This window comes from Marinobacter sp. es.042, from assembly GCF_900188315.1.
GTDB lineage: Bacteria > Pseudomonadota > Gammaproteobacteria > Pseudomonadales > Oleiphilaceae > Marinobacter.
Genome location: NZ_LT897781.1, coordinates 1,732,745 through 1,756,286, shown reverse-complemented (window position 1 = coordinate 1,756,286; position 23,542 = coordinate 1,732,745). Strand labels below are relative to the sequence as shown.

The following is a 23,542-nucleotide window of genomic DNA, read 5'->3' as shown; positions in this document are numbered from 1 at the left end:
TCTATGACAACAACCCCGAAACCCGCCCAAGAACGGGCCATTGGCACCGTTGCGATTCGCTGGCATGGCAGCAGTCTTGAGCTGCTGGATCAACGCCTGCTGCCGGGAGAGGAGCACTGGATAACGCTGGAAGGCGCCGCTGGTGTATCGCAGAGTATCCGGGATATGGTGGTTCGGGGCGCCCCTGCAATCGGCATCAGTGCAGCCTATGGGGTGGCCCTTGCGGCCAGGCATGCCAGTGGCGGGGACTGGAAGGCGGAAATCAAACAGGCCATTCGCGAGCTGGCAGCCTCACGTCCGACCGCAGTAAACCTGTTCTGGGCGCTGCAGCGCATGGAAAGGATTTTCCACGCGTGCCATTCGCTGGACGAGGCGGTAAAACGCCTGGCCTCGGAGGCCCGGGCCATACATGAGGAAGACCTGGCCGCCAATTTTGCCATGGCGGACCATGCCCTTGAGTTTATAGGAGCAAAGGCACCGTTTTCGGTGCTGACGCATTGCAATACCGGTGCATTGGCCACCGGGGGCTACGGTACGGCACTGGGCGTTGTTCGTCGTCTCCATGAGGACAAGCTGCTGGCAGACGTCTATGCCGACGAGACTCGCCCCTGGCTTCAGGGTGGCCGGTTGACGGCCTGGGAACTTTCACGCGACGGCATTCCCGTAACGCTGAATGCCGATGGTGCCGCTGCTGCCATCATGGCCCGGAAAGACGTACGCTGGGTGATCGTCGGCGCGGATCGAATAACTGCCAATGGCGATGTTGTGAACAAGATCGGCACTTACAGCCTGGCGGTTCTGGCCCGTCATCACAAGGTGGGCTTCATGGTGGTCGCGCCTTCAAGCACGGTAGACATGGCCACGGCGTCAGGGGCAGATGTGGCCATTGAGGAGCGCGACGGCATTGAAATCCGGGAGATACGCGGTATTGGGTTGGCGCCGGAAGGCATCAACGTATTCAATCCGGTCTTTGACGTGACACCGGCAAGCCTGATCGACGCGATCGTTACTGAAAAGGGCGTGGTGCATAACCCGAACAGAACCGGTATGCAGGCGTTATTTGGTTGACGGTGGGGTGCGCTCCGGCTGCTTCTTGTTGGCGGCAGGCTTGTCAGGTGACCTTTTCACGTCGGGGTGCTTTTCCTCGTAGGTGGCCCTGAGTTCAGCCACCTGCCGTTCCTGCTCCTCGATAAAGTGCAGGGACATTTCAAAGCTGTGACGGGTGAACTCCAGCACTTTCTGGAAACCTTCATCCGAGAGCGTGCGAGCGTCATCATGCCGGCGGAAGATGTTGATAAACTCCCGCTCCCGTTCAAATTGCAAGGGTAGTCTCGCCACGCCCCAGTCATTCAGAATCTGCCAGACTTCGGGATTGTAATTACGCGTGGTGCGCATGATGAACGGGATGGGGTCGTTTCTGGCAATGAGGGCTGCCAGACGTAGTATCAGTTCGAAGGACAGGGTGGTGGTGCCGTTCTCTATAGCCTCCAGGACGGACTTGTCCCGCAGGTTAAGCGCCTCGCTCATTTCTGACACGGTGAGGCCGGCCACTTCGCGGATGTCTTTCAGAGACTGGCCTGCTGTGAGCATTGCCCGCAGCTGATCTTGGGAATTGATCAGCGCCCGGCCCACCCGAAGAGACGTATCCGTCGCCTTGACCCCGAAGCGGAGCGCAGACCCGGTAAGGCTGGCCAGGCGGTCGATCAGGCCTTCCGGCGTTCGTTCCTGAGCCGCTGGTTTTTCCAATCCTTCCACTTCCTCCAGGGAGCGCATGGCATGTAGCGCGTCCAGCAGCATGTCTTGCAACATCCGTGCTTTCTGGTGGCTATCCTGTCCGCCTGCGTCCTTCTCAGTCATGAGACCCGGATCTGCCCGTTCAACGTGTTACGGCGGCGGCCGGAGACTGTGCCGCAAATTGGTGGGGATCCAGGATCGATGCCATGCGGTTATCAAGGTCCAGCATGTCGGCCATGATATGTCCGCCTTCCCTTATCACGAAATCCAGCTCCTCATCGGTGGAATTCAGGTCCGCCGCCTGCTGGTCCTGCCAGTCTTCAAGGTCTTCCAGCGACCCGAACGGTGCCTGGCCTTTCAGTTCACGCCGGGCATTTGCGATGGTGAGCCGTGTGCGTTCGATCTGTTCGTGTTCGGCTCGGCGTTCTTCCAGGTTTAGGCTGACGCTGTCGGTGGCGCGCTGTTTGGTCAGGAAGTCGATCTCCTGCTGTAGCAGGCTGAATTCAGGGTTGGTTGAGAACCGTTCTTCGTGCCGCTTGCGAAGCTCATCGATAATGCCGCTGAAATCGAAGTAGCGTGTATGTGGCACAGCCTCAATCTGGTCCCAGGGCAGGGCATGATCCAGGGCGTCCTCACCGATGCGGGTCTTGTCGATGCGAGAGGGAATCTCGATGTCCGGGATGACTCCTTTGTGCTGGGTGGAGCCGCCGGATACCCGGTAGAACTTGGACTGGGTGATCTTGAGTTGCCCATGGTTCAAGGGACGCACGGCCTGAACGGTGCCCTTGCCAAAGGTCTGGGAACCGACAACCAGTCCGCGGCCATAGTCCTGGATGGCGCCGGCGAAAATTTCGGACGCTGACGCACTCATGCGGTTGGTGAGCACCACCAGAGGTCCGTCGTAGGCCACCGAAGGATCCTCGTCATTGAGTACCTGCACGTCGTTATTGGCGTTGCGAATCTGAACGGTGGGGCCCTTGTCGATAAACAGGCCAACCAGATCATTGGCTTCGTGCAGCGCACCACCGCCGTTGTTTCGCAAATCCATCACCAGGCCGTCGACGCCGTCGGCTTCGAGCTCCGCAATCAGGTTGCGGACATCACGGGTCGTGCTCTTGTAATTCGGGTCACCAGCCTGCATGGCCTGGAAATCGGCATAGAACGTGGGGATGGTAATGACGCCAATGGTATATTCCTTGCCGCCACGCTCAAGACGTATCGTGTCCTTGCTGGCGCTCTGCTCTTCCAGCTTTACTTCATCGCGTTTGATGGCGATGGTCTCAGTAATGGTCTCATCGGAGGCATTGGCCGGAATAACTTCCAGTGTGACGGTTGAATTGCGTGGCCCACGAATCAGTTCCACGACTTCGTCCAGACGCCAACCGATTACATTCACCGGTTTTTCGTCTTCCTGCGCCACCGAAACAATGCGATCTGCGGGCTCAAGCTGACCCTGCTTGGAGGCAGGCCCGCCGGGTACCAGTCTCACCACCTTGGTGTATTCGTTGTCCGACTGAAGCACAGCACCTATGCCTTCCAGTGAAAGGCTCATGTTGATATTGAAGTTTTCGGAGGTGCGCGGCGAAAAATAGGACGTGTGCGGGTCCCACATGCCGGTAAAAGCGTTCATATAGGCCTGGAAAGCATCTTCACTGCGGGCCTGATATGCGCGCTTCAACTGGCCTTCGTAGCGGCGGCTCAGGGTTTCAACGATGGCCTCGTCTTCTGCTCCGTTCAGGCGCTGAGCCAGCACCGCATTCTTGATGCGCTTGACCCAGAGATCGTCCAGGGCCTTGGCGTTCGATTCCCAGTCCGCTTTCGAGCGGTCGACCAGAATGCTTTCGTTGGCCGAGAAATCCAGCGTGTCGATACCTTTGTCGATTGTTTCCAGAGCAAACTGGAGGCGCTCGATAATCCGTTGCTGAACCAGATTGTAAATATCGAACCCGGGCTGAAGCTGACCTGTTTTCAGGGCAGAGCCGAGTTGAGTGCGGATTTTGTCGAACTTCGCAATGTCGTCCTGCGACAGATAGATTCTCTGCCCGTCGAGGTAATCCAGGTAGGCATCAAACACATCTCCGGAGAGTTCATCGCTGATTCCGAGGTCCCGGAAGTGGGTAAACTGCAGTTGACGGGCGATCAGGATATTGGCTCGCGCCTGATCAATCGTCGGTGCAACTGGCTCGTACACGTCTGGAGTTTCAACGTTGGCATGAAGCCCCAGTGGCGCAGACAGCAGCAATGCTACAGTCATTGCCTTGCACACTCCGAACCGAACAGATCCGGCCGAAGAGTGACGAGCCATAATTCTTTCCGCGATGGTCATAAATGCTTACCCGACGGTGTTGGTAGCCCCTCGGTTTGCGAGGGAGTGTCTACCCGTGACTTATTAAATTTATTGTAGGCAAGCACTACACCCGATGCCATAGGCAGGGCGTATCGGATCGTGACAATCTGTCCATGAAGACGCCACGTTCGTAACCGAGGGATCATCGGGGTTGAGGCGTGTTGCACACGAGGAAACTGCCGGGAGAATTGGTAAATCCTCCCGGCAGCAGACGTGCAGAGGCTTAATCAGGCGAACGGTGTGTTCGTTTCCGCCTTTTCCTGCAACAGTCTGGGTGGTGCAAAGCGTTCACCATAGGTCTCGGCGAGCGCGGATGCCCGCTCCGTGAATGCTCTCACGCCATACTGATTGATGAACTGAATCGCGCCACCGGTCCACGGCGCATAGCCGATGCCAAAGATACTGCCGATATTCGCATCCTCTACCGTTCGCAATACGCCTTCCTCCAGACAACGAACGGTTTCGATGGCCTGAATGAAGAGGATCCGGTCTTTCAGCTCCTGCAGTTTGACCGTTCTTGCCTTCTCCGCGTTCACGAACAGAGTTTCCAGCTCCGGCCAGAGGTGTTTCTTGCCGTTGGCAGGGTACTCGTAGAAGCCCGCGCCCGCAGCCTTGCCCTTGCGGCCATGCTCGTTGACCATCGCATCGATGACGGCCTCCGCGGGGTGGGGGTTCCAGGTACCGCCGGCGGCTTCGGTATCCTTCCTGCTCTGGTCCCGGATGTGTTGCATCAGGGTCATGCTGACTTCGTCGGAAATAGCCAGTGGCCCGACGGGCATACCGGCCAGCACCCCGGCGTTTTCAATGCTCGCTGGATGAATACCTTCACCAAGCATGCAGATGCCCTCGTTGACGAAGGTCCCAAAGACCCGCGAGGTGAAGAACCCTCGACTGTCGTTGACCACCACGGGAATCTTTCCGATTTGCTGAACGTAGTCAAACGAGCGCGCCAGGGTTTCATCCGAGGTTTTTTCGCCGACGATGATTTCCACCAGCTGCATCTTGTCGACCGGTGAGAAGAAGTGCAGGCCAATGAAGTTCTCGGCGTTCGCAGAGGCTCCGGCGAGCTGGGTAATGGGGATGGTTGAGGTGTTGGACGCAAAAATCCCGTTTGCCACCAGTTTGGGCTCCGCTTCCTGGGTCACTTTTGCCTTCAGTCCACTGTCCTCGAAGACCGCCTCGATCACCAGATCACAGCCTTCCAGATCGTCTGCCGAATTGGTGGCCTTGATGCGGCTCAGGATGTCTGCCTTCTGTTCTTCGGTCATTCGGCCACGGCTGACCTTCTTGGCGAGCAGGCTCTCCGAGTAGCTTTTGCCTTTTTCGGCATTTTCAACGGAGACGTCTTTCAGCACCACACCGATACCCCGTGTCGCCGTTGAATAGGCGATACCTGCGCCCATCATGCCTGCACCGAGAACACCCACCTTGCGGAAGGTTTCTTTCTCAACGCCCTCGGGGCGGCTGCCGCCCGCCTTGATGGCGTTCAACTGGAACCAGAAGGTTCCGGTCATATTCTTGGCGACCTGGCCGATCACCAGTTCCGCAAAATACCGGGTCTCGATCAGGCTGCCGTTATCGAAATCGACCTGAGCGCCCTCAACGGCAGCAGAAAGGATGCGCTCCGGGGCCGGGTAGCAGCCTTTGGTCTTCTGCTTCAGCATGGCCGGAGCGATCGCCAGCTTCTGCGCCATGGCAGGATGGTGGGGCGCGCCACCCGGGAACCTGAAGCCTTTCTGGTCCCATGGCTGCTGACATTTCGGGTTGGCCTCAATGAACGTCCGGGCTTTCGTGATCATATCGTCGGCAGAATCTGCCAGTTCGTTGATTATGCCGGCCTTGAGTGCAGCTTTCGGGTTTACCTTTTTGCCTTCCATCAGGAACGGGAAGGCTGCCTCCAGGCCAATCATTCGAGGCAGTCGCTGGGTGCCGCCGCCACCTGGCAGCAGGCCCAGAGTCACTTCCGGAAGTCCAAGTTGAATGCTGTCGTCATTCATTGCGACACGGTAATGACAGGCGAGGGCGATCTCGAGGCCGCCACCCAGGGCGGAGCCGTTGATGGCGGCCACCACGGGTTTTCCGGTGGTTTCCAGAAACCGCATGTGGGATTTCAGGCCGTTGACCATATCCTCGAAAGTCCCGGCGTCTTCGCGGGTGACCTTATGCAGTTCTTTCAGGTCGCCGCCAGCAAAAAAGGTCTTTTTGGCGGAGGCAATGATGATGCCGCGAATGTTATCCAGGTCTTCCTTCACTTTTGCGGCGGTTTCCGAGAGGGCGTCCCGGAAAGTAGCGTTCATGGTGTTGGCGGACTGGCCGGGCATGTCGATGGTGAGGGTCAGGATCTGGTCTGAACCCAGTTCATAACGAATAGCACTCATAGTTGGTTCTCCTGAAAAAGTGGACGGGTTCAGACGCGCTCAATGATGGTGGCAATGCCCATGCCGCCACCGACGCACAGTGTGGCCAGGCCGTAGCGCAGCTCGCGCCGCTCCAGCTCATCCAGCAGGGTGCCAAGAATCATGGCGCCGGTGGCACCCAGAGGGTGGCCCATGGCGATAGCCCCGCCGTTCACGTTCACTTTTTCGTCGGGAACCGAGAGTTCCCGCTGGAAGCGCATAACCACAGAGGCGAAGGCCTCGTTCACTTCAAACAGATCGATCTGATCGGCAGTCATGCCCGCCTTTTCCAGTGCCTTGCGCGCTGCCGGGGCAGGGCCGGTGAGCATGATGGTGGGGTCTGTGCTGGTCACGGCCGTGGCGATGATGCGGGCACGCGGCGTCAGCCCCATGGCTTTGCCCTTGGCTTCACTGCCGATGAGCATGGCGGTGGCACCGTCGACGATACCTGAGGAGTTGCCGGCATGATGAACGTGGTTAATCTTCTCCACATAATGATATTTCTCCCGGGCGACACCGTCGAAGCCCATCTCGCCCATCATCTGGAAGGAGGGTTTCAGGCCAGAAAGGCTTTCCAGGGAAGTGTTGCCACGCACATGCTCATCGCGATCAAGGATCACCACGCCATTCTGGTCAGTGATCGGAATGATGGACTTCGCAAAGTAGCCGTTCTGCCAGGCATTGGCCGCTTTCTGCTGGGATTTCACGGCAAAGCCATCAACGTCTTCACGGCTGAAGCCCTCAAGGGTGGCAATCAGGTCTGCGCCGATGCCCTGGGGCATGAAACCGGTATGCAGATTGGTTTCCGGATCTGTGGCCCAGGCTCCGCCGTCGGAGCCCATGGGCACACGGGACATGGCCTCCACACCGCCGGCAACCACCATGTCTTCCCAGCCAGAGCGAACTTTCATGGCCGCCAGATTCACGGCTTCCAATCCGGAAGCGCAGAAACGGTTCAGGGTGACGCCCGCCACTTTTTCATCCCAGTCAGCGGCCAGCGCTGCCGTCTTGGCGATATCCGCACCCTGGTCACCCACGGCGGTCACGCAGCCCATCACAATGTCGTCCACCTGGGCGGTATCCAGGCTGTTCCTCTCCTGCAGCGCATGGAGCACCGTGGTCAACAGCGAGATGGGTTTGACGCTGTGAAGTGATCCGTCTTTTTTTCCGCGCCCCCTGGGGGTGCGGACTGCATCGAAGATATAAGCCTCGGTGGTCATTGCTTGTCCTCTGGTCATATTGTTTTCGGAATTGATCTACCGATGACACAACCATAGCCGGTTGCGACTGCGGGGTGTAATGACGCCGGCTGCCAATCGCATTGGCGAAATTGCTCAGCAACCATGACAAGCGGGGGTGGGGCTTCTATGGTGATAGGAACGGCAGTTGAATTCAGGAGGCGGCAGCCATGTCTCTGCGAGATGCAATCGACAATTTCTACGAGCGGCTGGTGGTGGATGCCATCGAGGCAACGCGGGAGGAGTCTGACACAGCGGACTATCTGACCGATGTTATGTGCGTGGCTCTCAACCGACTGCCCACACGTTATTACCGGCATTCAATCGATATGATGTTTTATCTGGCGGACGAGGAGCTCAAGGGAATGAAGCAGAAATCCCTGGCCGCCGTAAAGGAAGCCAGGGAATTCGTCAGGGAACATCAGCGGGAGTAGAGCGCTGGGCGCCTCAGGCCTCGTTCAGATTGGCGATGGCCCTGTTCAGTCGCTCAGCGAGCTCCGCGTCCGCGTATTTGCCAGTGCCACCCAGGCACCAGGCTGCCAGCAGTCTTTCTACATCCTGCATTTGATCCTTGCTGTTGTCGGCGGAGCCCATACCATCGGCAAGGCGCTGAACCTGAATTTCCATGCGGCGCTGCTGATCGGCTTCGGGCGAGGGCACGCCGCAAAGGATCTCTGCGCGAATCACCAGCTCGACCGGATCGCTGGCGTCTGACGTTTCGGCCAGCGCAGCCCAGTTCTGAGGCGCTGATTCACTGCCGAACTGGCCCGCTGTGGCCGCCATCACCAGAGACTGCCAGGAAGCCATTTTTGCCTGCAGTCTCAGGGTCGAGAGAATCTTGCTCAGCCGCTGCTTTTCTTGCTGGACCTGTTCTCTGACGCCTTTTGAGAGCGTAGTGGCGTCAATATCCTTGAGCGTCGCCAGGGCCGCAGTGACTGCCTGTTCGTCACTTTCCGGGGATATTTCTGAAACCTTATTCAGGCCTGCTTGTGCCGTCTCGTCGGCGGCCCGTGATGCCTGCTGCTGTTCCGAGCGCTCGGCATCACGGCGGGCAAAGATCTGGTCACAGGCCTTTCGGAACGCCTGCCATAATTTTCGGTCTTCTCGATGGCGGGTGATTCCAATGGCTTGCCAGTCTCCCTGGAGGGCCTTGGCCTGGTTCATGGCCTCCTGAAGCGGCTCGTGTTCGACCAGGGCCTGGGCCTTGTCCACGATCGTTTGTTTCAGGCCTTCGTTTTTGCGCCGTTCCCCGTCCAGAGGTGCTTCCAGCCTCTTGAGCAGTTCATCGAAGCGCTTTTGAACGGCCCGATTGGCGCGGAATTCCACTGGCCAGGCCTCTTTCCACTCCTGGCGTGCGGTCTGGTGGATTCGTTCTGCGGCTTTCCAATCGATTGAAGACCAGTCGGCATTGTCCAGGAAGCTTTCGAGCTGCTCGCAAATGGCGGACCGTTTTTCCAGATTGGCCTGTTTGAGGCCGGACTTGGCAGAGAAGTAGGCCTTGCAGGGCTCGTAAGCCGTGTCCGAGGCAGCTTTGAACCGGGACCACAGCGAGCGATCTGAAGAGCCGCCAAGATCGCGCCACTCATTCTGCAACTCCTTGATTCGCTCGGCCTTTGCTTCCGGGTCCATTGGCTGCTCTGCCAGGTATTCCATTTGCTCGCACAGGGCAATCTGCTTGGGTTCCGTGGCGAAGCCCTGCCAGTCTGAGAGTTCACGCAATTGCCCGGTAAGCAGTTGCATACGCGCCTGGTAGGGTTTGGCGTGGCGCTGGTCCAGATCCCGGAAGTGCTGTTGTGCCGTTTTGAAGAGCTGTTTGGATTCTTTCAGCTGCTTGGCCTCCAGAGCCTCCTCCAGTTGCCTGATTTCGGCCTCGAGGCGAGTCGTCAGAGCTTTCTGTTGCTCCTGGTCAACTCGGGGCTCTGCCGGTTTCTTGCGTTTACCGGCCAGCTTCCGCAATGGCTCCAGCAGTGCCGGGATGGGATAGCCTTCCGGCCAGTTGATCTCGGCAACCAGGGTCTTTGCCTGGGCCCGCTGCTCGTCGGTGGCATCGTCTGCGCGCTCGAGCAGTGCGCCAAGTTCGACGATGGTTTCCCGTTCCTGGGTAATGCGACGGACAGAGCTCAGGTAATTGCGCAATGCGAGCATGGCGGTTTCGTAGGCTTTCTGTTCCTGCTTCTCCACTGCCGTATCCCGGGTTGCTTCCAGCCAGCGGTTTTCCTGGGTTTTCTGGAGTGCATCCAGGGACGCCAGCGAGGGCAGTGTCTCAGGCGGTTGAGACTTGAGCTCGTCCAGTGTGCGGTTCAGCAGATCCAGGGTTTCCTGACGTTGCAGCTTCTGCTCGCGCTGGCGCTTTTCATCTTCCGCTGCAGATTGCAGGGCCACAATGCGCTCCTTGCACAGGTGAACCGCTTCGAGAAATGCCTGGGCCTGTTCCGGTGAGGCGTGTGTTTCCACCTCAGCCCATTGCTTCAGCAGGGCATCGAGCCGGGCCTCATAAAGCTTGGTATCGTCACTTTTCGCCTGGTCCTGCGCGTGGCGGGTAAGGGTAGCGATGGTCTGGCTGATGCTGTCCACCCGGGCCTGTTCTTCGCGCCGCTGCTGAAGTGCCAGTTTAACGATCTGGTAGACACCTTTGTCACGGCCTTTGGCTTGTTTCTGCAAGTCCTGCAGGCTGGCTTCGTCGGTCAGTCTGCCTGCAGCGGACTGCCGGATATCCGCGGTAACGCCCTCAATGGCAAGCTTGGCCAGGACATCCTGGGATGGTGCGCTCTCCAGTGTTTTGAGCTGTTCTTCCCTCCGGTCAGTCCGGGTATCTTCCTGTTCGACAGGCTCTGGCTGGGTGGCTTTCCGCTGTTTTTGCGTTGCCTCGGTTGTCTTGCGGGATTTGAACAGTTTCTGGATGAACGCGGCCATAAGAGTATCCTTGGGTGTTGAAACCAGTTCACGGTGTCGGGCAAAGTTGTGCCGCTACCGGCCGTCGGCATCCGGTCTGGGATGCCGGGTAGTTTGACTGGTCAGCATGAGGTGCTGGCCAGCAGGAAAAATTCGCGGCTAGTCTAGCGTTTTGTATGCGTGTGCGGAAAGGGTCTGTATGGCAAAACAGGAAAATGACAACGATCAGGATTACAAGGCCCGGGCAACGGCACTCAGGTTGCTTGCCAGACGCGAGCACAGTCGCCTCGAGTTAAGCCTGAAACTCCGTCAAAGAAAGCTGCCGGGCGACATTATTAACGCTGTTCTGGATGATTACGAGAGAGAGGGTTGGCTTGACGATGATCGGTTTGCTGACGTCTACGCCCGCCAAAGAATGGACCTTGGTTACGGACCGCTACGGATTCTTGGCGAACTTCAGCAGCGCGGGGTTCACAAGGCTCCGGAATGTGTTGACGAGATGACGGAGGAGGATTGGTGCCAGCGAGCTATCGGTATCCGCGATAAGCGGTTTGGCCTGGCGGACCTGAGTGAAGACTGGGATGAAAAAGTGCGGCAGGCACGTTTCCTGAATCGTAGAGGCTTTTCCGCCAGTCAGGTGGAGCGTGCGCTTGAGGCTCGTAGCGAATAGCCGGCGGAAGTCTGCTTCTTCACAGGGTCGGCGGTATCATGCCCAGTTCTGCGGGCAGGCCGGCCCTGAGCTTTCCGTCCGTTTGCAGCTCGCCTGATGGGCCTTCCGGCTCCCGGCTTTCCTCCATCTGTACGATCTGTTCCTCTGCTTCGCTCGCCGGAATACCCGGTTGGTTAAGTCGGGCGAGGACATCATAATAGCGCCGGATATTCTGGACGTAGACCACCGGTTCGTGGCCCCGGGCATAGCCAAAGCGGGTCTTGGTATACCATTCCTTCTCGGCCAGTAACGGCAGGAATTCCTTAACGTCCATCCACCGGTCAGGATCTCGTCCCGCGCCTTCTGTAAGCCGACGGGCGTCCTCCAGATGCCCGAAACCCACATTGTAGGACGCGAGGGCGAACCAGGTGCGGTCTGGCTCCGGGATCCGTTCCGGGATTTTTTCGTGCACGATCCGGAAATACTTGGCGCCGCCCTGGATGCTTTCTTCGGCGTCCAGGCGGTTGTTGATGCCGATATGGCTGGCGGTGTTCCGGGTCAGCATCATCAGTCCACGGACCCCGGTGGGCGATACCGCATTGGGGCGCCAGTGAGACTCCTGGTAACCAATGGCTGCGAGCAGTCGCCAGTCCATGTTGAAGTCGCGGGCATAGTCGCGAAACAGCGCCTCGTATTTCGGCAACCGGTTCTCCACATGATGCATGAAGGTTCGGGCACCCACGTAATTCAGTCGATCAAGGTGGCCATAGAAGCGTTCGGAAATCTGGGCCAATGTTCCGTTGGTCTCGAGACTTTCCAGAAACTGGCGGGCCGCTTTTGCCAGGGAATCATCCTGCGCTGACGGGAAAAACCAGGCCAGTTCACCGGGCTCTCCAACGGCAAAGGCCTCCTTCACCATCGGGTAGAATACGTGGTTAAGGTCGAGCTCGTTGGAGGAAACCATCGCGTAGGGGAATTCGCCGCTCTCAACGCGGGACAGAACGCCCGCGGCGTCCAGTCCGGAATGCACCTGCCATTCAAGCTCTGCGTTTTCCTGGCGGGCTTCATTGAGGCGGTGCTCGTGGTTGCTGTCGGATACCACATGCACCGTTTTCCCGATCAGGTCTTGCAATGATTCAGGCCGCTCGACATCGCGGTTATAAACCAGGATCGACTGGGCGGTGATGCCGGTCGCTACGGTGCGATATTGATTGGCAGTATGGGGTTGTCTGGAAAGCCCGAGCATCCCGAAGTGGGCGTAGTTCTTTTCCAGAACAGACAGGATTTCTGTGTTGTTATCGGCAACGCGAACCCGGAGCTTTACGCCAAGTTCCTCGGCGAACAGTTTTGCCAGTTCGTAATCATAGCCGGTGGGGCCGTCTTCACTTTCCGCATAGATAGACGGCGCCGTCCGGGTAATCACATGCAGAACCCCCTCATCACGGATTTCCTGGAGAGTGCTGGGCTGTGAGCATCCGGTCAGTATCAGGGCAGTGCCGAGGAAAAAAACAATCCCGGCGGATGCGCTTTTGAAAGCAGCAAATATCTTTGGCAAGTCCATGGACTCCGTCACGGCTGGATCATCTGGTTGTAGCGTCGCTTAAAGCCATGCAACCTTGTCTATCCTGAGCGTGGAATTCCTTTCCACACTCCCAATGATCCTTGGTGTCGGAGGCCTGGTCAATAAAGCTGGTTAATTAATGTGCAAAACAATGTTAATTGTACGGCCCGGGATTAACGCCTCAAGCGCTGTATCCTGACCCCGCTTTCGAGTATCATGTCGGCCTTTCAAATTGCACCCAGACTTCCCCGTTTCGCGCGATACAGGTTGATATCATGCTTGAACTTCGCGGCGCTCCCGCGCTCTCGCCATTCCGCTCCCGCAAATTGCATTCCCGGATTCAGGATATCGTGCCTGAAATCGAGCATGTTTATGCTGAGTTCATGCACTTTGTTGACCTGGAGGCAGACCTCTCGGACGCTGAGCAAGCTATTCTGGACCGGCTCCTGACCTATGGCCCGAGTGTGCCGGTGGAAGAGCCTGACGGCGTGCTTTTCCTGGTTGTGCCTCGCCCCGGCACGCTCTCGCCCTGGTCCAGCAAGGCAACGGACATCGCCCGAAACTGTGGCCTGCGGCAGATACACCGGATTGAGCGGGGCACGGCCTATTACATTCGTTCGGGGCGCAAGCTTGGCCTGGAACAGCGCGAGAAAATCGCAGCGCTGCTGCATGACCGCATGACCCAGAAAGTATTTCATGAGATGGGCGGCGCAGAGCTGTTGTTCAGCCATGAAGAGCCTCGGCTTCTGGGAAGGGTGCCAGTTCTCGCTGGTGGCCGCGATGCCCTGGTGGAAGCCAACTCGCGCCTGGGGCTGGCGCTTGCCGAAGATGAAATTGACTACCTGGTTAAGTCCTTCACGGATCTTGAACGGGATCCGACCGACGTGGAACTCATGATGTTCGCCCAGGCGAACTCCGAGCATTGTCGCCACAAGATATTCAACGCGTCCTGGGATATTGACGGCGAGGGTCAGGAAAAATCCCTGTTCGCCATGATCCGGAATACCTTCGAAATGAACAGCGAGGGCGTGCTATCCGCCTACAAGGACAATGCCTCGGTTATTCGGGGTAGTCGTGGTGGCCGCTTCTTCCCCGATCCCGAGACGGGTGTCTACGGATATAACGAAGAAGACATCCATATTCTGATGAAGGTGGAAACGCACAACCACCCGACGGCGATTGCCCCTGCCGCCGGCGCCGCCACGGGCTCCGGCGGCGAAATTCGCGACGAAGGTGCTACCGGCCGGGGTTCCAAGCCCAAGGCGGGTCTGACTGGTTTCACAGTCTCCAACCTGAATCTGCCGGACGATCCCCAGCCATGGGAAATCAACTACGGCAAACCTGAACGTATCGCTTCACCGCTCGACATCATGATTGAAGGGCCTATTGGCGGCGCGGCATTCAATAACGAATTCGGACGTCCCAACCTGGCGGGCTACTTCCGGACCTTTGAAGAAAAAGTGCCCGGAGCCGCCGGCGAAGAAGTCCGCGGTTACCATAAGCCGATCATGATTGCCGGTGGTCTGGGCAACATTCGTGAAGAACATGTTGAGAAGGGCAATATTCCGGTGGGCGCGAAACTCATCGTGTTGGGTGGGCCCTCCATGCTGATCGGTCTGGGTGGTGGCGCGGCTTCGTCCATGGACTCGGGCTCCAGCAACGAAAATCTGGACTTTGCGTCAGTGCAGCGGGACAACCCTGAGATGGAGCGTCGGTGCCAGGAAGTTATCGACCGCTGCTGGCAGATGGGCGACAGGAACCCTATCGCGTTCATCCATGATGTGGGCGCCGGTGGTCTGTCCAACGCTATGCCTGAGCTTGTCAAAGATGGCGGCCGCGGCGGTAAGTTCGAGCTTCGCGACATTCCCAGTGACGAGCCGGGAATGTCTCCGCTGGAAATCTGGTGTAACGAATCCCAGGAACGGTATGTGATGGCAGTGGCTCCGGAAAACCTGGAACAATTTGACGCCCTGTGCCGCCGCGAGCGCTGCCCCTATGCCGTGATAGGCGAGGCAACAGAAGCTCATCATCTGGAACTGGGCGATTCCTACTTCAACGACAAGCCGGTTGATCTGCCGATGGAAGTGCTGTTCGGCAAACCACCGCGCATGCACCGGAGTGTCAGCCGCGCTTCCTTTACGAAGCCCATTTTTGACTCCACCAAAATCGATCTGGATGATGCCATTCGCCGCGTACTGCGTCTGCCGTCTGTTGGCTCCAAGAGCTTTTTGATCACCATTGGTGACCGGACCATTACCGGCCTGGTTGCGCGGGATCAGATGGTTGGGCCCTGGCAGGTTCCGGTCGCTGATGTGGCTGTGACGGCCACCTCCTTCGATGTTCGCACCGGTGAAGCAATGGCCATGGGGGAGCGCACGCCGGTCGCCACGATCGATGCGCCCGCGTCCGGTCGCATGGCCGTCGGTGAAGTGATTACTAATATGGCGGCAGCGCCGATCGGCAAGTTGTCCGATATCCGGCTCTCGGCAAACTGGATGGCCGCCGCCGGCCACCCGGGTGAAGATGAGAATCTCTACGAGACCGTTCGCGCCGTAGGCATGGAATTGTGCCCGGAGCTTGGAATCACGATCCCCGTGGGCAAGGACTCCATGTCCATGAAGACCATGTGGGAAGAAGACAGTGGCGAACAGAAAAGCGTGACTGCACCGCTTTCATTGATTGTCAGTGGTTTTGCTCCGGTTATTGATGTTGCCAGGACGCTGACTCCCCAGCTGGTCAAAGATGCTGGCGAGACAGACCTGATCCTCGTGGATCTTGCTGCGGGCCAGAACCGCCTCGGGGGCTCCGCTCTGGCTCAGGTTTACCGTCAGGTCGGTGCAGTTGCACCGGATCTGGATGACCCGGAGGACATCAAGGCTTTCTTTGCGGTTATTCAGGGTCTGAACAGCGACGGTAAGCTCCTGGCCTATCACGATCGTTCAGATGGCGGCCTGTTCGTCACTCTGGCTGAAATGTGTTTCGCCGGCCACTGTGGGGTTGATATCAAGCTGGATGGCCTAGCCGAGGATCGCAGTCAGTTTGCTCGGGAACTGTTTAATGAAGAGCTGGGTGCCGTCATCCAGGTAAGCAAGGAAGACACCGGTTTTGTCTTGCAGCAATTCTCTGCCGCGGGTCTTGGGGACTACATCAGTGTTATCGGTAGCCCGAATGATACTGACAACCTTCGCCTGACCTTCGAAGGTAGCACTGTGGTGGATGAATCTCGGGTAGAACTCCAGCGCCTGTGGTCCGAGACCAGTTACCGTGTTCAGTCGCTCCGGGATAACGCTGATTGCGCTCGTGAAGAATTCGATAACCTGCTTGACGCAGAGGATCCCGGTCTCCACGCCGAACTCTCCTACGATATCAACGACGACGTGGCTGCCCCGTATATCAACAACGGAGCTCGTCCAAAAGTCGCGGTTCTGAGGGAGCAGGGTGTCAATGGTCAGGTTGAGATGGCGGCCGCATTCGACCGTGCCGGCTTCGATTCTGTTGACGTGCATATGAGCGATCTGCTCTCCGGCCGGGTTACGCTGGATGGCTTTAACAGCCTGGTTGCCTGTGGCGGTTTCTCCTACGGTGACGTTCTGGGCGCTGGCGAGGGCTGGGCCAAATCGATTCTGTTCAGCGATCGCGTCAGGGACCAGTTTGCGGCGTTCTTTAATCGCCAGGACACACTGGCGCTGGGTGTGTGCAATGGCTGTCAGATGCTCTCCAATCTTCACGAACTGATTCCGGGAAGTGAGGGCTGGCCACGTTTCGTACGTAACCAGTCGGAGCAGTTTGAGGCGCGCCTGGTTATGGCTGAGGTGTTGCCGTCACCGTCGGCGTTCATGGATGGCATGGCCGGTTCCCGTATGCCGATTGCGGTTGCCCACGGCGAGGGCAGGGTTGAGTTTGCCAGCGGCACCTCGGCAGAAGCTCTCTCCGAGAACGAGTTGTTGGCGCTGCGCTATGTGGATAATCGGGGGCAGGCAACCGTACGCTACCCCTACAACCCGAATGGGTCCGAAGCCGGTATTACTGGTGTGACGACGCGCGACGGCAGGGTCACCATCATGATGCCGCATCCCGAGCGAGTGTTCCGGGCTGTCCAGCATTCCTGGCGCCCTTCAGAGTGGCAGGAAGACGGTTCCTGGATTCGCATGTTCCGAAATGCGAGACGCTGGTTCGGCTGATTTTCCGTTCCAGTAACAAGCCGGTTTTGGGTGCGCTCAGCATGAGTGTTTATTCCAAAGCCGGCTTTTTTGTTTTGCGCCCTTTTTTTGGGCGTTTTTCAAGGGAAAAAATCGGCAAAAATGGCAAAAATCCCCTTGACTCAGTATTTTTATGCACATTGCTGGTGCCTCCCTGTTTGTTCTGTGCACAAAGAGCAGGAATTTGGTTCAACTTTTGCCCAAAAGTCATAACCAATTGAAAAATATAGAATAAATGAATCAGGTGATTTTGTCGCCAATTTAACGGAAGTGCAGTGATTACGGGGTTTGAGGGCGTGTTCCCAAAAACTTTCCCCAGAGTTATCCACAGATTCTGTGGGTAAGTATCTAAGCTATTAATCTGTACAAAAAATATCCGACCTGAAGGAGGTTTTTCGATGTACAAGATGTGTTATTTCGTTCCGGAGACTCACGTCGAAAAAACCAAACAGGCATTGTTCGATGCCGGCGCCGGTCGAATCGGTGATTACGATTCCTGTGCCTGGCAATGTCTTGGAAGAGGGCAGTTTCGTCCGCTTGAAGGAAGCGATCCGTTTCTCGGCCATGCCGGGGAGATTGAAGCGGTGGATGAATACAAGGTTGAGCTGGTTTGCGCCGACGATCTGATAAAGGATGCCCTCGCGGCACTTAAGCAGGCCCACCCATACGAGGAGCCCGCTTACGAAATCTATCGAATGGAAGAATTGTAGTCGCCCGCGCTACTTGTGGTCTTTCGCCAAGGGGTGGCGGATATCACTCACGTGAACCCCGAAGGATTCGCGACTGTAGTCAGACAGGAAAAGTTCCAGGGTTCGCTTGACGGTCGGGAACGAGATTTCTTCCCAGGGAATCTCGTCCAGGCCGAACAGTCTGGATTCGAGAGACTCCTCACCTGCGCCAAACTGACCGTCTTTCAGGGTGGCCCGGTAGAACATGTGTACCTGATTGATGTGCGGGACGTCGATGATGGAATAGAGGCCTTCAATGTTTACCTCCGCAAGCGCTTCTTCCATCGTTTCCCGCTCGGCGGCCTCGATGGTGGTTTCAGCGTTCTCCATGAAACCAGCAGGCAGGGTCCAGTAACCATAGCGAGGTTCGATAGCGCGGCGACACAGCAGTATCTGGCCTTCCCATACGGGCACCGTGCCGGCGACAATCCGTGGGTTCTGGTAATGTATGGTATCGCAGCTGACACAGACATAGCGGTGACGGTTATCGCCTTCGGGGATGCGTTGTTCAACCGGATGGCCGCATGTGCTGCAGTACTTCATGATTTTCCCCGTATACTTAAATTGGTTTGGTAGTCAGTTTAACGATCCCGGCTGCCTCTGTCTCATCCAACCTCCGGATGTACCGTGGAGATGAACATTGCGTGATTTACTTGCCGAGCGCCTGGCCGGCTATGCACCGCGCCAGCTGGCCCTGGATTATCCTGAGGCAGGCATACTGGTTCCGGTAACCGACGACCTGAAAAACCCGGAGATGATCTTTACGCTCAGGTCTGAGAATCTGAGCACCCATCGCGGGCAGGTCGCCTATCCCGGCGGCAAAAGGGATCCGGAAGACCCGTCTCTGGCAGCAACGGCGTTACGTGAAACCCATGAAGAGATCGGATTGCCGCCGGATCAAGTACAAATAATTGCGCCGCTCAGTCAGGTGATGTCCCGTTACGGAATTCTAGTTACACCTTACGTTGGTGTGATTCCCGGAGATCATCCTTTGGAGCCAAACCCCCATGAAATCGAAAGTGTATTCCGCGTGCCTCTATCGTTTTTCCTGGAAGACAGGCGGGAGCGCACAGATGCTCTGGATTTCCTGAACCATACGTTTTACGTACCCTGCTACCGTTGGGAACGCTACGAGATCTGGGGCCTGTCGGCAGTGGTTCTGGTTGACTTCCTGAACGCTGTGTACGATGCCGGAATCGATCTGCTTGAACCGCCTGAAGGAGGCTGAGAATGTTTTACCAGTTGAATGACCGAACGCCGGAACTGGAAGGTGAAGGTCACTTTGTGGCCGAGAACGCGTCGGTGATAGGCCGTGTCCGGCTGATGGATAAGGCCAGCGTCTGGTTCAATGCCGTTCTACGTGGTGACAACGAGTGGATCACCATTGGGCCTGAAACAAATGTTCAGGACGGTTCGGTGCTGCATACAGACCCGGGTATGCCTCTTACTCTGGGTAAGGGTGTAACGGTTGGTCACAAGGTAATGCTCCATGGGTGCGAGATTGGTGATTACTCTTTAATTGGCATAAATGCTGTGGTTCTGAACGGAGCAAAGATTGGCAAGCACTGCCTGATTGGCGCCAATGCTCTCATTCCCGAAGGAATGGAGGTGCCTGACGGCTCCATGGTTGTCGGTTCGCCGGGCAAGATCAAGCGGGAGCTCAACGATAGCCAGAAGAAGATGCTGGAAATGAGTGCGCAGCACTATGTTCAGAATGCTGCTCGTTACGCCGATGAACTCAAGCCCTGCGAGCCGAAAAAATGAGTGTTGCTGACAAGGTTCGATCGCCCTGCGTAAGCATCTGCGCGCTTGATGAAAATGACATCTGTGTGGGCTGCCATCGGAGTGGGGATGAGATCACCCTCTGGACCAGGATGGATGACGACGAACGGCGCGAGGTGCTCCGGAAAGTGGCGGAGCGCGAAAAAGGTTCCCTGATTCATGGCTAACATAGGTGTTGGTAAATCATGACTGACTCAGTTCGAATTGGTACTCCCCTCAAAGGTAATGCCTTCAGGGTGTTGTTTTGTGGATCCGGTGAGCTTGGCAAGGAAGTTGTCATTGAACTTCAGCGCTATGGCGTCGAAGTGATCGCTGTCGACAGATATGCGGATGCGCCTGCCATGCAGGTGGCGCATCGGAGCCATGTCATCGACATGCTGGACGGCGCTAGCCTGCGCAGTGTTATCGAACAGGAAAAGCCGGATCTGATTGTTCCGGAGATTGAAGCGATTGCCACGCCGGAGTTGGTAAAGCTCGAAGAGGAAGGCTATCGCGTCATCCCCACCGCCAGAGCGGTGAACCTCACCATGAACCGTGAGGGAATCCGGAGGCTCGCGGCTGAAGAGCTCGGGCTGCCTACCTCACCCTACCGCTTTGCAGGTACCCGGGAAGAGTACCTTGCCGCCGTGAACGAAATAGGCCTGCCACTTGTGGTAAAGCCGGTGATGAGCTCCTCGGGCAAGGGGCAGAGTACCGTCAAGACCGAGGATGATATTGAAGCGGCCTGGGAATATGCCCAGTCTGGCGGGCGTGCCGGAAAGGGAAGGGTGATTGTCGAAGGCTTTGTGGACTTTGATTATGAGATTACCCTGCTCACCGTCAAGCACCGTGATGGCGTGTCTTTTTGTGAGCCCATCGGGCACCGGCAGGAAGATGGAGACTATCGGGAATCCTGGCAACCACAGCCAATGGCCCCGCTGGCCTACGAGCGTTCGGCCGAAGTTGCCCGCGCTGTGGTCGAAAACCTCGGTGGCTATGGCATCTACGGTGTGGAGCTGTTTGTTAAGGAAGACAATGTCTGGTTCTCCGAGGTTTCGCCGCGTCCGCACGATACTGGCCTGGTAACGTTGGTCTCACAGGACTTGTCCGAATTTGCACTGCATGCCCGAGCCATTCTGGGTTTGCCCATTCCCACGATACGGCAGACTGGTCCCTCGGCATCAGCCGTGATTCTTCCTGAGGGCGATTCGGCATCCGTATCGTATTCCGGTCTTGAGTCAGCGCTTTCTGAGCCGGATACTCAATTGCGTTTGTTCGGCAAGCCCGAGTTGAAGGGTCGCCGTCGAATGGGCGTTGCCCTGGCGAAGGGCGCAACGGTGGATGAAGCGCGTAAGAAAGCTCGCGGCTCGGCAAATTCGATTACCGTTGAACTATGAGGTCTACCGAGGCCTGGTTCTGATCAGCCAGGCTTATGAAGGTTTGATGACGATTCGCGAAAAAATTCGGAGTGAACCGTTGACACCCTCGGGCAGGTCTGTAGAATGCGCATCTCTTTCGAAGGGAGCACCGCTGAGGCGGCTCAGAAATCGAAAGATAACTGTTTGAAAGCGCTGAAGAAAATGAGTTTCAAAATTCTTCAGAAAGCAGTTGACAGGCAAGCGATTCGCTGTAGAATGCGCGCCTCGAAACAAGCAGTAAGCCGGGTCATTTTTCGGCGCTTTCCGGAGACGGAAAACATCGAAAAATAAACGGTTGACAAGGCGGCGCTACGATGTAGAATACGCGGCCTTGATTGAGCAACAGCTCAAACGCTCTTTAAAAAGTTGACCAAGTAATTCGTGTGGGCGCTGGCCGAGGTATTTCGGATATGAAATATCAGGACAGTGACTCGTCGAAATTGAGTTTTGTCTTGAGCAAGAATAGAGAATCTTCGGATTCTTGTATGATTTAAACTGAAGAGTTTGATCATGGCTCAGATTGAACGCTGGCGGCAGGCTTAACACATGCAAGTCGAGCGGTAACAGGGGGTGCTTGCACCCCGCTGACGAGCGGCGGACGGGTGAGTAATGCATAGGAAACTGCCCAGTAGTGGGGGATAGCCCGGGGAAACCCGGATTAATACCGCGTACGCCCTTCGGGGGAAAGCAGGGGATCTTCGGACCTTGCGCTATTGGATGTGCCTATGTCGGATTAGCTAGTTGGTAGGGTAAAGGCCTACCAAGGCGACGATCCGTAGCTGGTCTGAGAGGATGATCAGCCACATCGGGACTGAGACACGGCCCGAACTCCTACGGGAGGCAGCAGTGGGGAATATTGGACAATGGGGGCAACCCTGATCCAGCCATGCCGCGTGTGTGAAGAAGGCTTTCGGGTTGTAAAGCACTTTCAGTGAGGAGGAAAATTCTGCGACTAATACTCGTAGGGCTTGACGTTACTCACAGAAGAAGCACCGGCTAACTCCGTGCCAGCAGCCGCGGTAATACGGAGGGTGCAAGCGTTAATCGGAATTACTGGGCGTAAAGCGCGCGTAGGTGGTTTGATAAGCGAGATGTGAAAGCCCCGGGCTTAACCTGGGAACGGCATTTCGAACTGTCAGGCTAGAGTATGGTAGAGGGTAGTGGAATTTCCTGTGTAGCGGTGAAATGCGTAGATATAGGAAGGAACACCAGTGGCGAAGGCGGCTACCTGGACCAATACTGACACTGAGGTGCGAAAGCGTGGGGAGCAAACAGGATTAGATACCCTGGTAGTCCACGCCGTAAACGATGTCTACTAGCCGTTGGGACTCTTGAAGTCTTAGTGGCGCAGCTAACGCACTAAGTAGACCGCCTGGGGAGTACGGCCGCAAGGTTAAAACTCAAATGAATTGACGGGGGCCCGCACAAGCGGTGGAGCATGTGGTTTAATTCGACGCAACGCGAAGAACCTTACCTGGCCTTGACATGCAGAGAACTTTCCAGAGATGGATTGGTGCCTTCGGGAACTCTGACACAGGTGCTGCATGGCCGTCGTCAGCTCGTGTCGTGAGATGTTGGGTTAAGTCCCGTAACGAGCGCAACCCCTATCCCTAGTTGCTAGCAGTTCGGCTGAGAACTCTAGGGAGACTGCCGGTGACAAACCGGAGGAAGGTGGGGATGACGTCAGGTCATCATGGCCCTTACGGCCAGGGCTACACACGTGCTACAATGGTGCGCACAGAGGGCTGCAAACCCGCGAGGGGGAGCCAATCTCACAAAACGCATCGTAGTCCGGATCGCAGTCTGCAACTCGACTGCGTGAAGTCGGAATCGCTAGTAATCGTGAATCAGAATGTCACGGTGAATACGTTCCCGGGCCTTGTACACACCGCCCGTCACACCATGGGAGTGGATTGCACCAGAAGTGGTTAGTCTAACCTTCGGGAGGACGATCACCACGGTGTGGTTCATGACTGGGGTGAAGTCGTAACAAGGTAGCCGTAGGGGAACCTGCGGCTGGATCACCTCCTTAAACGAAGCCGAATGCTTCGGTCAGAGTCCACACGAATTACTTGGTTAGCTGAATAAAGAGAGCAGATGGGTCGTTGCAGGCCCGTGTTTTTGGGTCTGTAGCTCAGGTGGTTAGAGCGCACCCCTGATAAGGGTGAGGTCGGTGGTTCAAGTCCACCCAGACCCACCAGAATTATCCAGCTCGTCGTTGTCGAAGCACTTGCATAGCAGGCTATGCGGCGCACTTCGACGCCTAGATCTGAATAATTCCTGGCAGCTTAATTGGGGCTGTAGCTCAGTTGGGAGAGCGCCTGCCTTGCACGCAGGAGGTCAGCGGTTCGATCCCGCTCAGCTCCACCAAAAAAGCCTGAACGATCGATGCGTTTATAACTGACTAACTTCGGTTAGCAGTGTACAGAAACAAGCTTTTCAGTTGTGTGACTCGATTAAGAGTTGTCGCTGAAGATCTTCTTTCTGATCACTGGGTCAGATTTGCTCTTTAACAAATTGGACGAGATAGAACACGATTGATGGATTCCATTATCTCCGGAATTCATTGATCAGAGTGATAACGATTTCAAGCGTTATCCGGTGTTGTCGTTGAAGTGG

16 protein-coding genes, 2 tRNA genes and 1 rRNA gene are annotated in these 23,542 nt (G+C 56.7%); 12 read left to right on the top strand and 7 right to left on the bottom strand.

Annotation, left to right across the window (positions count from 1 at the left end; all coding sequences use genetic code 11):
- The first annotated feature begins 3 nt into the window (after positions 1 to 3).
- The gene (gene mtnA, locus CFB02_RS08285) at positions 4 to 1,068 is read left to right on the top strand and encodes an S-methyl-5-thioribose-1-phosphate isomerase (protein WP_088557626.1); all 1,065 of its coding nucleotides are present in this window, start codon (positions 4 to 6) and stop codon (positions 1,066 to 1,068) included.
- Here mtnA and CFB02_RS08280 read toward each other — a convergent pair.
- From CFB02_RS08280 to CFB02_RS08265, 4 genes are all read right to left on the bottom strand, one after another.
- Positions 1,057 to 1,857, bottom strand: a complete 801-nt coding sequence (locus tag CFB02_RS08280; RefSeq protein WP_088557625.1) for a helix-turn-helix domain-containing protein — start codon at positions 1,855 to 1,857, stop codon at positions 1,057 to 1,059. The genes mtnA and CFB02_RS08280 overlap by 12 nt on opposite strands.
- A gap of 19 nt (positions 1,858 to 1,876) precedes the next feature.
- Positions 1,877 to 4,060 carry a carboxy terminal-processing peptidase gene (locus CFB02_RS08275; RefSeq protein ID WP_088557624.1) on the bottom strand — a complete coding sequence of 728 codons (2,184 nt, stop codon included), beginning with the start codon at positions 4,058 to 4,060 and terminating at the stop codon, positions 1,877 to 1,879.
- 248 nt (positions 4,061 to 4,308) lie between these two features.
- The gene (locus tag CFB02_RS08270; RefSeq protein ID WP_088557623.1) at positions 4,309 to 6,459 is read right to left on the bottom strand and encodes a 3-hydroxyacyl-CoA dehydrogenase NAD-binding domain-containing protein; all 2,151 of its coding nucleotides are present in this window, start codon (positions 6,457 to 6,459) and stop codon (positions 4,309 to 4,311) included.
- A 29-nt stretch (positions 6,460 to 6,488) separates the two neighbouring features.
- Entirely contained in the window at positions 6,489 to 7,697 is a 1,209-nt protein-coding gene (locus CFB02_RS08265) for an acetyl-CoA C-acetyltransferase (RefSeq protein ID WP_014576681.1), read from the bottom strand.
- 188 nt (positions 7,698 to 7,885) lie between these two features.
- On the opposite strand from CFB02_RS08265, the gene CFB02_RS08260 reads away from it, so the two are divergent.
- Entirely contained in the window at positions 7,886 to 8,149 is a 264-nt protein-coding gene (locus CFB02_RS08260; RefSeq protein WP_014576682.1) for a late competence development ComFB family protein, read from the top strand.
- A gap of 13 nt (positions 8,150 to 8,162) precedes the next feature.
- Here CFB02_RS08260 and CFB02_RS08255 read toward each other — a convergent pair whose 3' ends face one another.
- A complete protein-coding gene (locus tag CFB02_RS08255; RefSeq protein ID WP_088557622.1) occupies positions 8,163 to 10,628 on the bottom strand; it encodes a DUF349 domain-containing protein in 2,466 nt (821 codons plus the stop codon).
- 178 nt (positions 10,629 to 10,806) lie between these two features.
- On the opposite strand from CFB02_RS08255, the gene CFB02_RS08250 reads away from it, so the two are divergent.
- Positions 10,807 to 11,277 carry a regulatory protein RecX gene (locus tag CFB02_RS08250; RefSeq protein ID WP_088557621.1) on the top strand — a complete coding sequence of 157 codons (471 nt, stop codon included), beginning with the start codon at positions 10,807 to 10,809 and terminating at the stop codon, positions 11,275 to 11,277.
- A gap of 19 nt (positions 11,278 to 11,296) precedes the next feature.
- Here CFB02_RS08250 and mltF read toward each other — a convergent pair whose 3' ends face one another.
- Complete coding sequence (gene mltF, locus CFB02_RS08245; RefSeq protein WP_088557620.1) at positions 11,297 to 12,817, bottom strand: membrane-bound lytic murein transglycosylase MltF; 1,521 nt, start codon at positions 12,815 to 12,817, stop codon at positions 11,297 to 11,299.
- Between the two features lie 275 nt (positions 12,818 to 13,092).
- Between mltF and purL the strand changes: the two genes are divergently transcribed.
- Positions 13,093 to 16,998, top strand: coding sequence for a phosphoribosylformylglycinamidine synthase (gene purL, locus CFB02_RS08240; RefSeq protein ID WP_088557619.1), 3,906 nt, complete (start codon positions 13,093 to 13,095; stop codon positions 16,996 to 16,998).
- A 416-nt stretch (positions 16,999 to 17,414) separates the two neighbouring features.
- On the top strand, positions 17,415 to 17,726 hold the full coding sequence (locus CFB02_RS08235) for a YqfO family protein (RefSeq protein WP_088557618.1): 312 nt from the start codon (positions 17,415 to 17,417) through the stop codon (positions 17,724 to 17,726).
- Positions 17,727 to 17,735: 9 nt separating this feature from the next.
- Here CFB02_RS08235 and CFB02_RS08230 read toward each other — a convergent pair whose 3' ends face one another.
- Complete coding sequence (locus tag CFB02_RS08230; protein WP_088557617.1) at positions 17,736 to 18,287, bottom strand: NUDIX hydrolase; 552 nt, start codon at positions 18,285 to 18,287, stop codon at positions 17,736 to 17,738.
- A gap of 97 nt (positions 18,288 to 18,384) precedes the next feature.
- Here CFB02_RS08230 and CFB02_RS08225 point away from each other — a divergent pair, with 97 nt between their 5' ends.
- The 7 genes from CFB02_RS08225 (at position 18,385) to CFB02_RS08190 (ending at position 23,293) form a co-directional block, all read left to right on the top strand.
- Complete coding sequence (locus CFB02_RS08225) at positions 18,385 to 18,972, top strand: NUDIX hydrolase (RefSeq protein WP_014576689.1); 588 nt, start codon at positions 18,385 to 18,387, stop codon at positions 18,970 to 18,972.
- 2 nt (positions 18,973 to 18,974) lie between these two features.
- Entirely contained in the window at positions 18,975 to 19,508 is a 534-nt protein-coding gene (locus CFB02_RS08220; protein ID WP_008171478.1) for a gamma carbonic anhydrase family protein, read from the top strand.
- Positions 19,505 to 19,693, top strand: a complete 189-nt coding sequence (locus CFB02_RS08215) for a DUF1289 domain-containing protein (RefSeq protein WP_008171481.1) — start codon at positions 19,505 to 19,507, stop codon at positions 19,691 to 19,693. Before CFB02_RS08220 ends, CFB02_RS08215 begins: the two co-directional genes overlap by 4 nt.
- 18 nt (positions 19,694 to 19,711) lie before the next feature.
- Positions 19,712 to 20,902 (top strand): formate-dependent phosphoribosylglycinamide formyltransferase, encoded by a 1,191-nt coding sequence (gene purT, locus CFB02_RS08210; RefSeq protein WP_088557616.1) that lies wholly within the window; start codon positions 19,712 to 19,714, stop codon positions 20,900 to 20,902.
- Between the two features lie 513 nt (positions 20,903 to 21,415).
- A 16S ribosomal RNA gene (locus CFB02_RS08200) occupies positions 21,416 to 22,955 on the top strand.
- A 91-nt stretch (positions 22,956 to 23,046) separates the two neighbouring features.
- Positions 23,047 to 23,123: transfer RNA gene (locus CFB02_RS08195), tRNA-Ile, on the top strand.
- Positions 23,124 to 23,217: 94 nt separating this feature from the next.
- Positions 23,218 to 23,293: transfer RNA gene (locus CFB02_RS08190), tRNA-Ala, on the top strand.
- Positions 23,294 to 23,542: the final 249 nt, after the last annotated feature.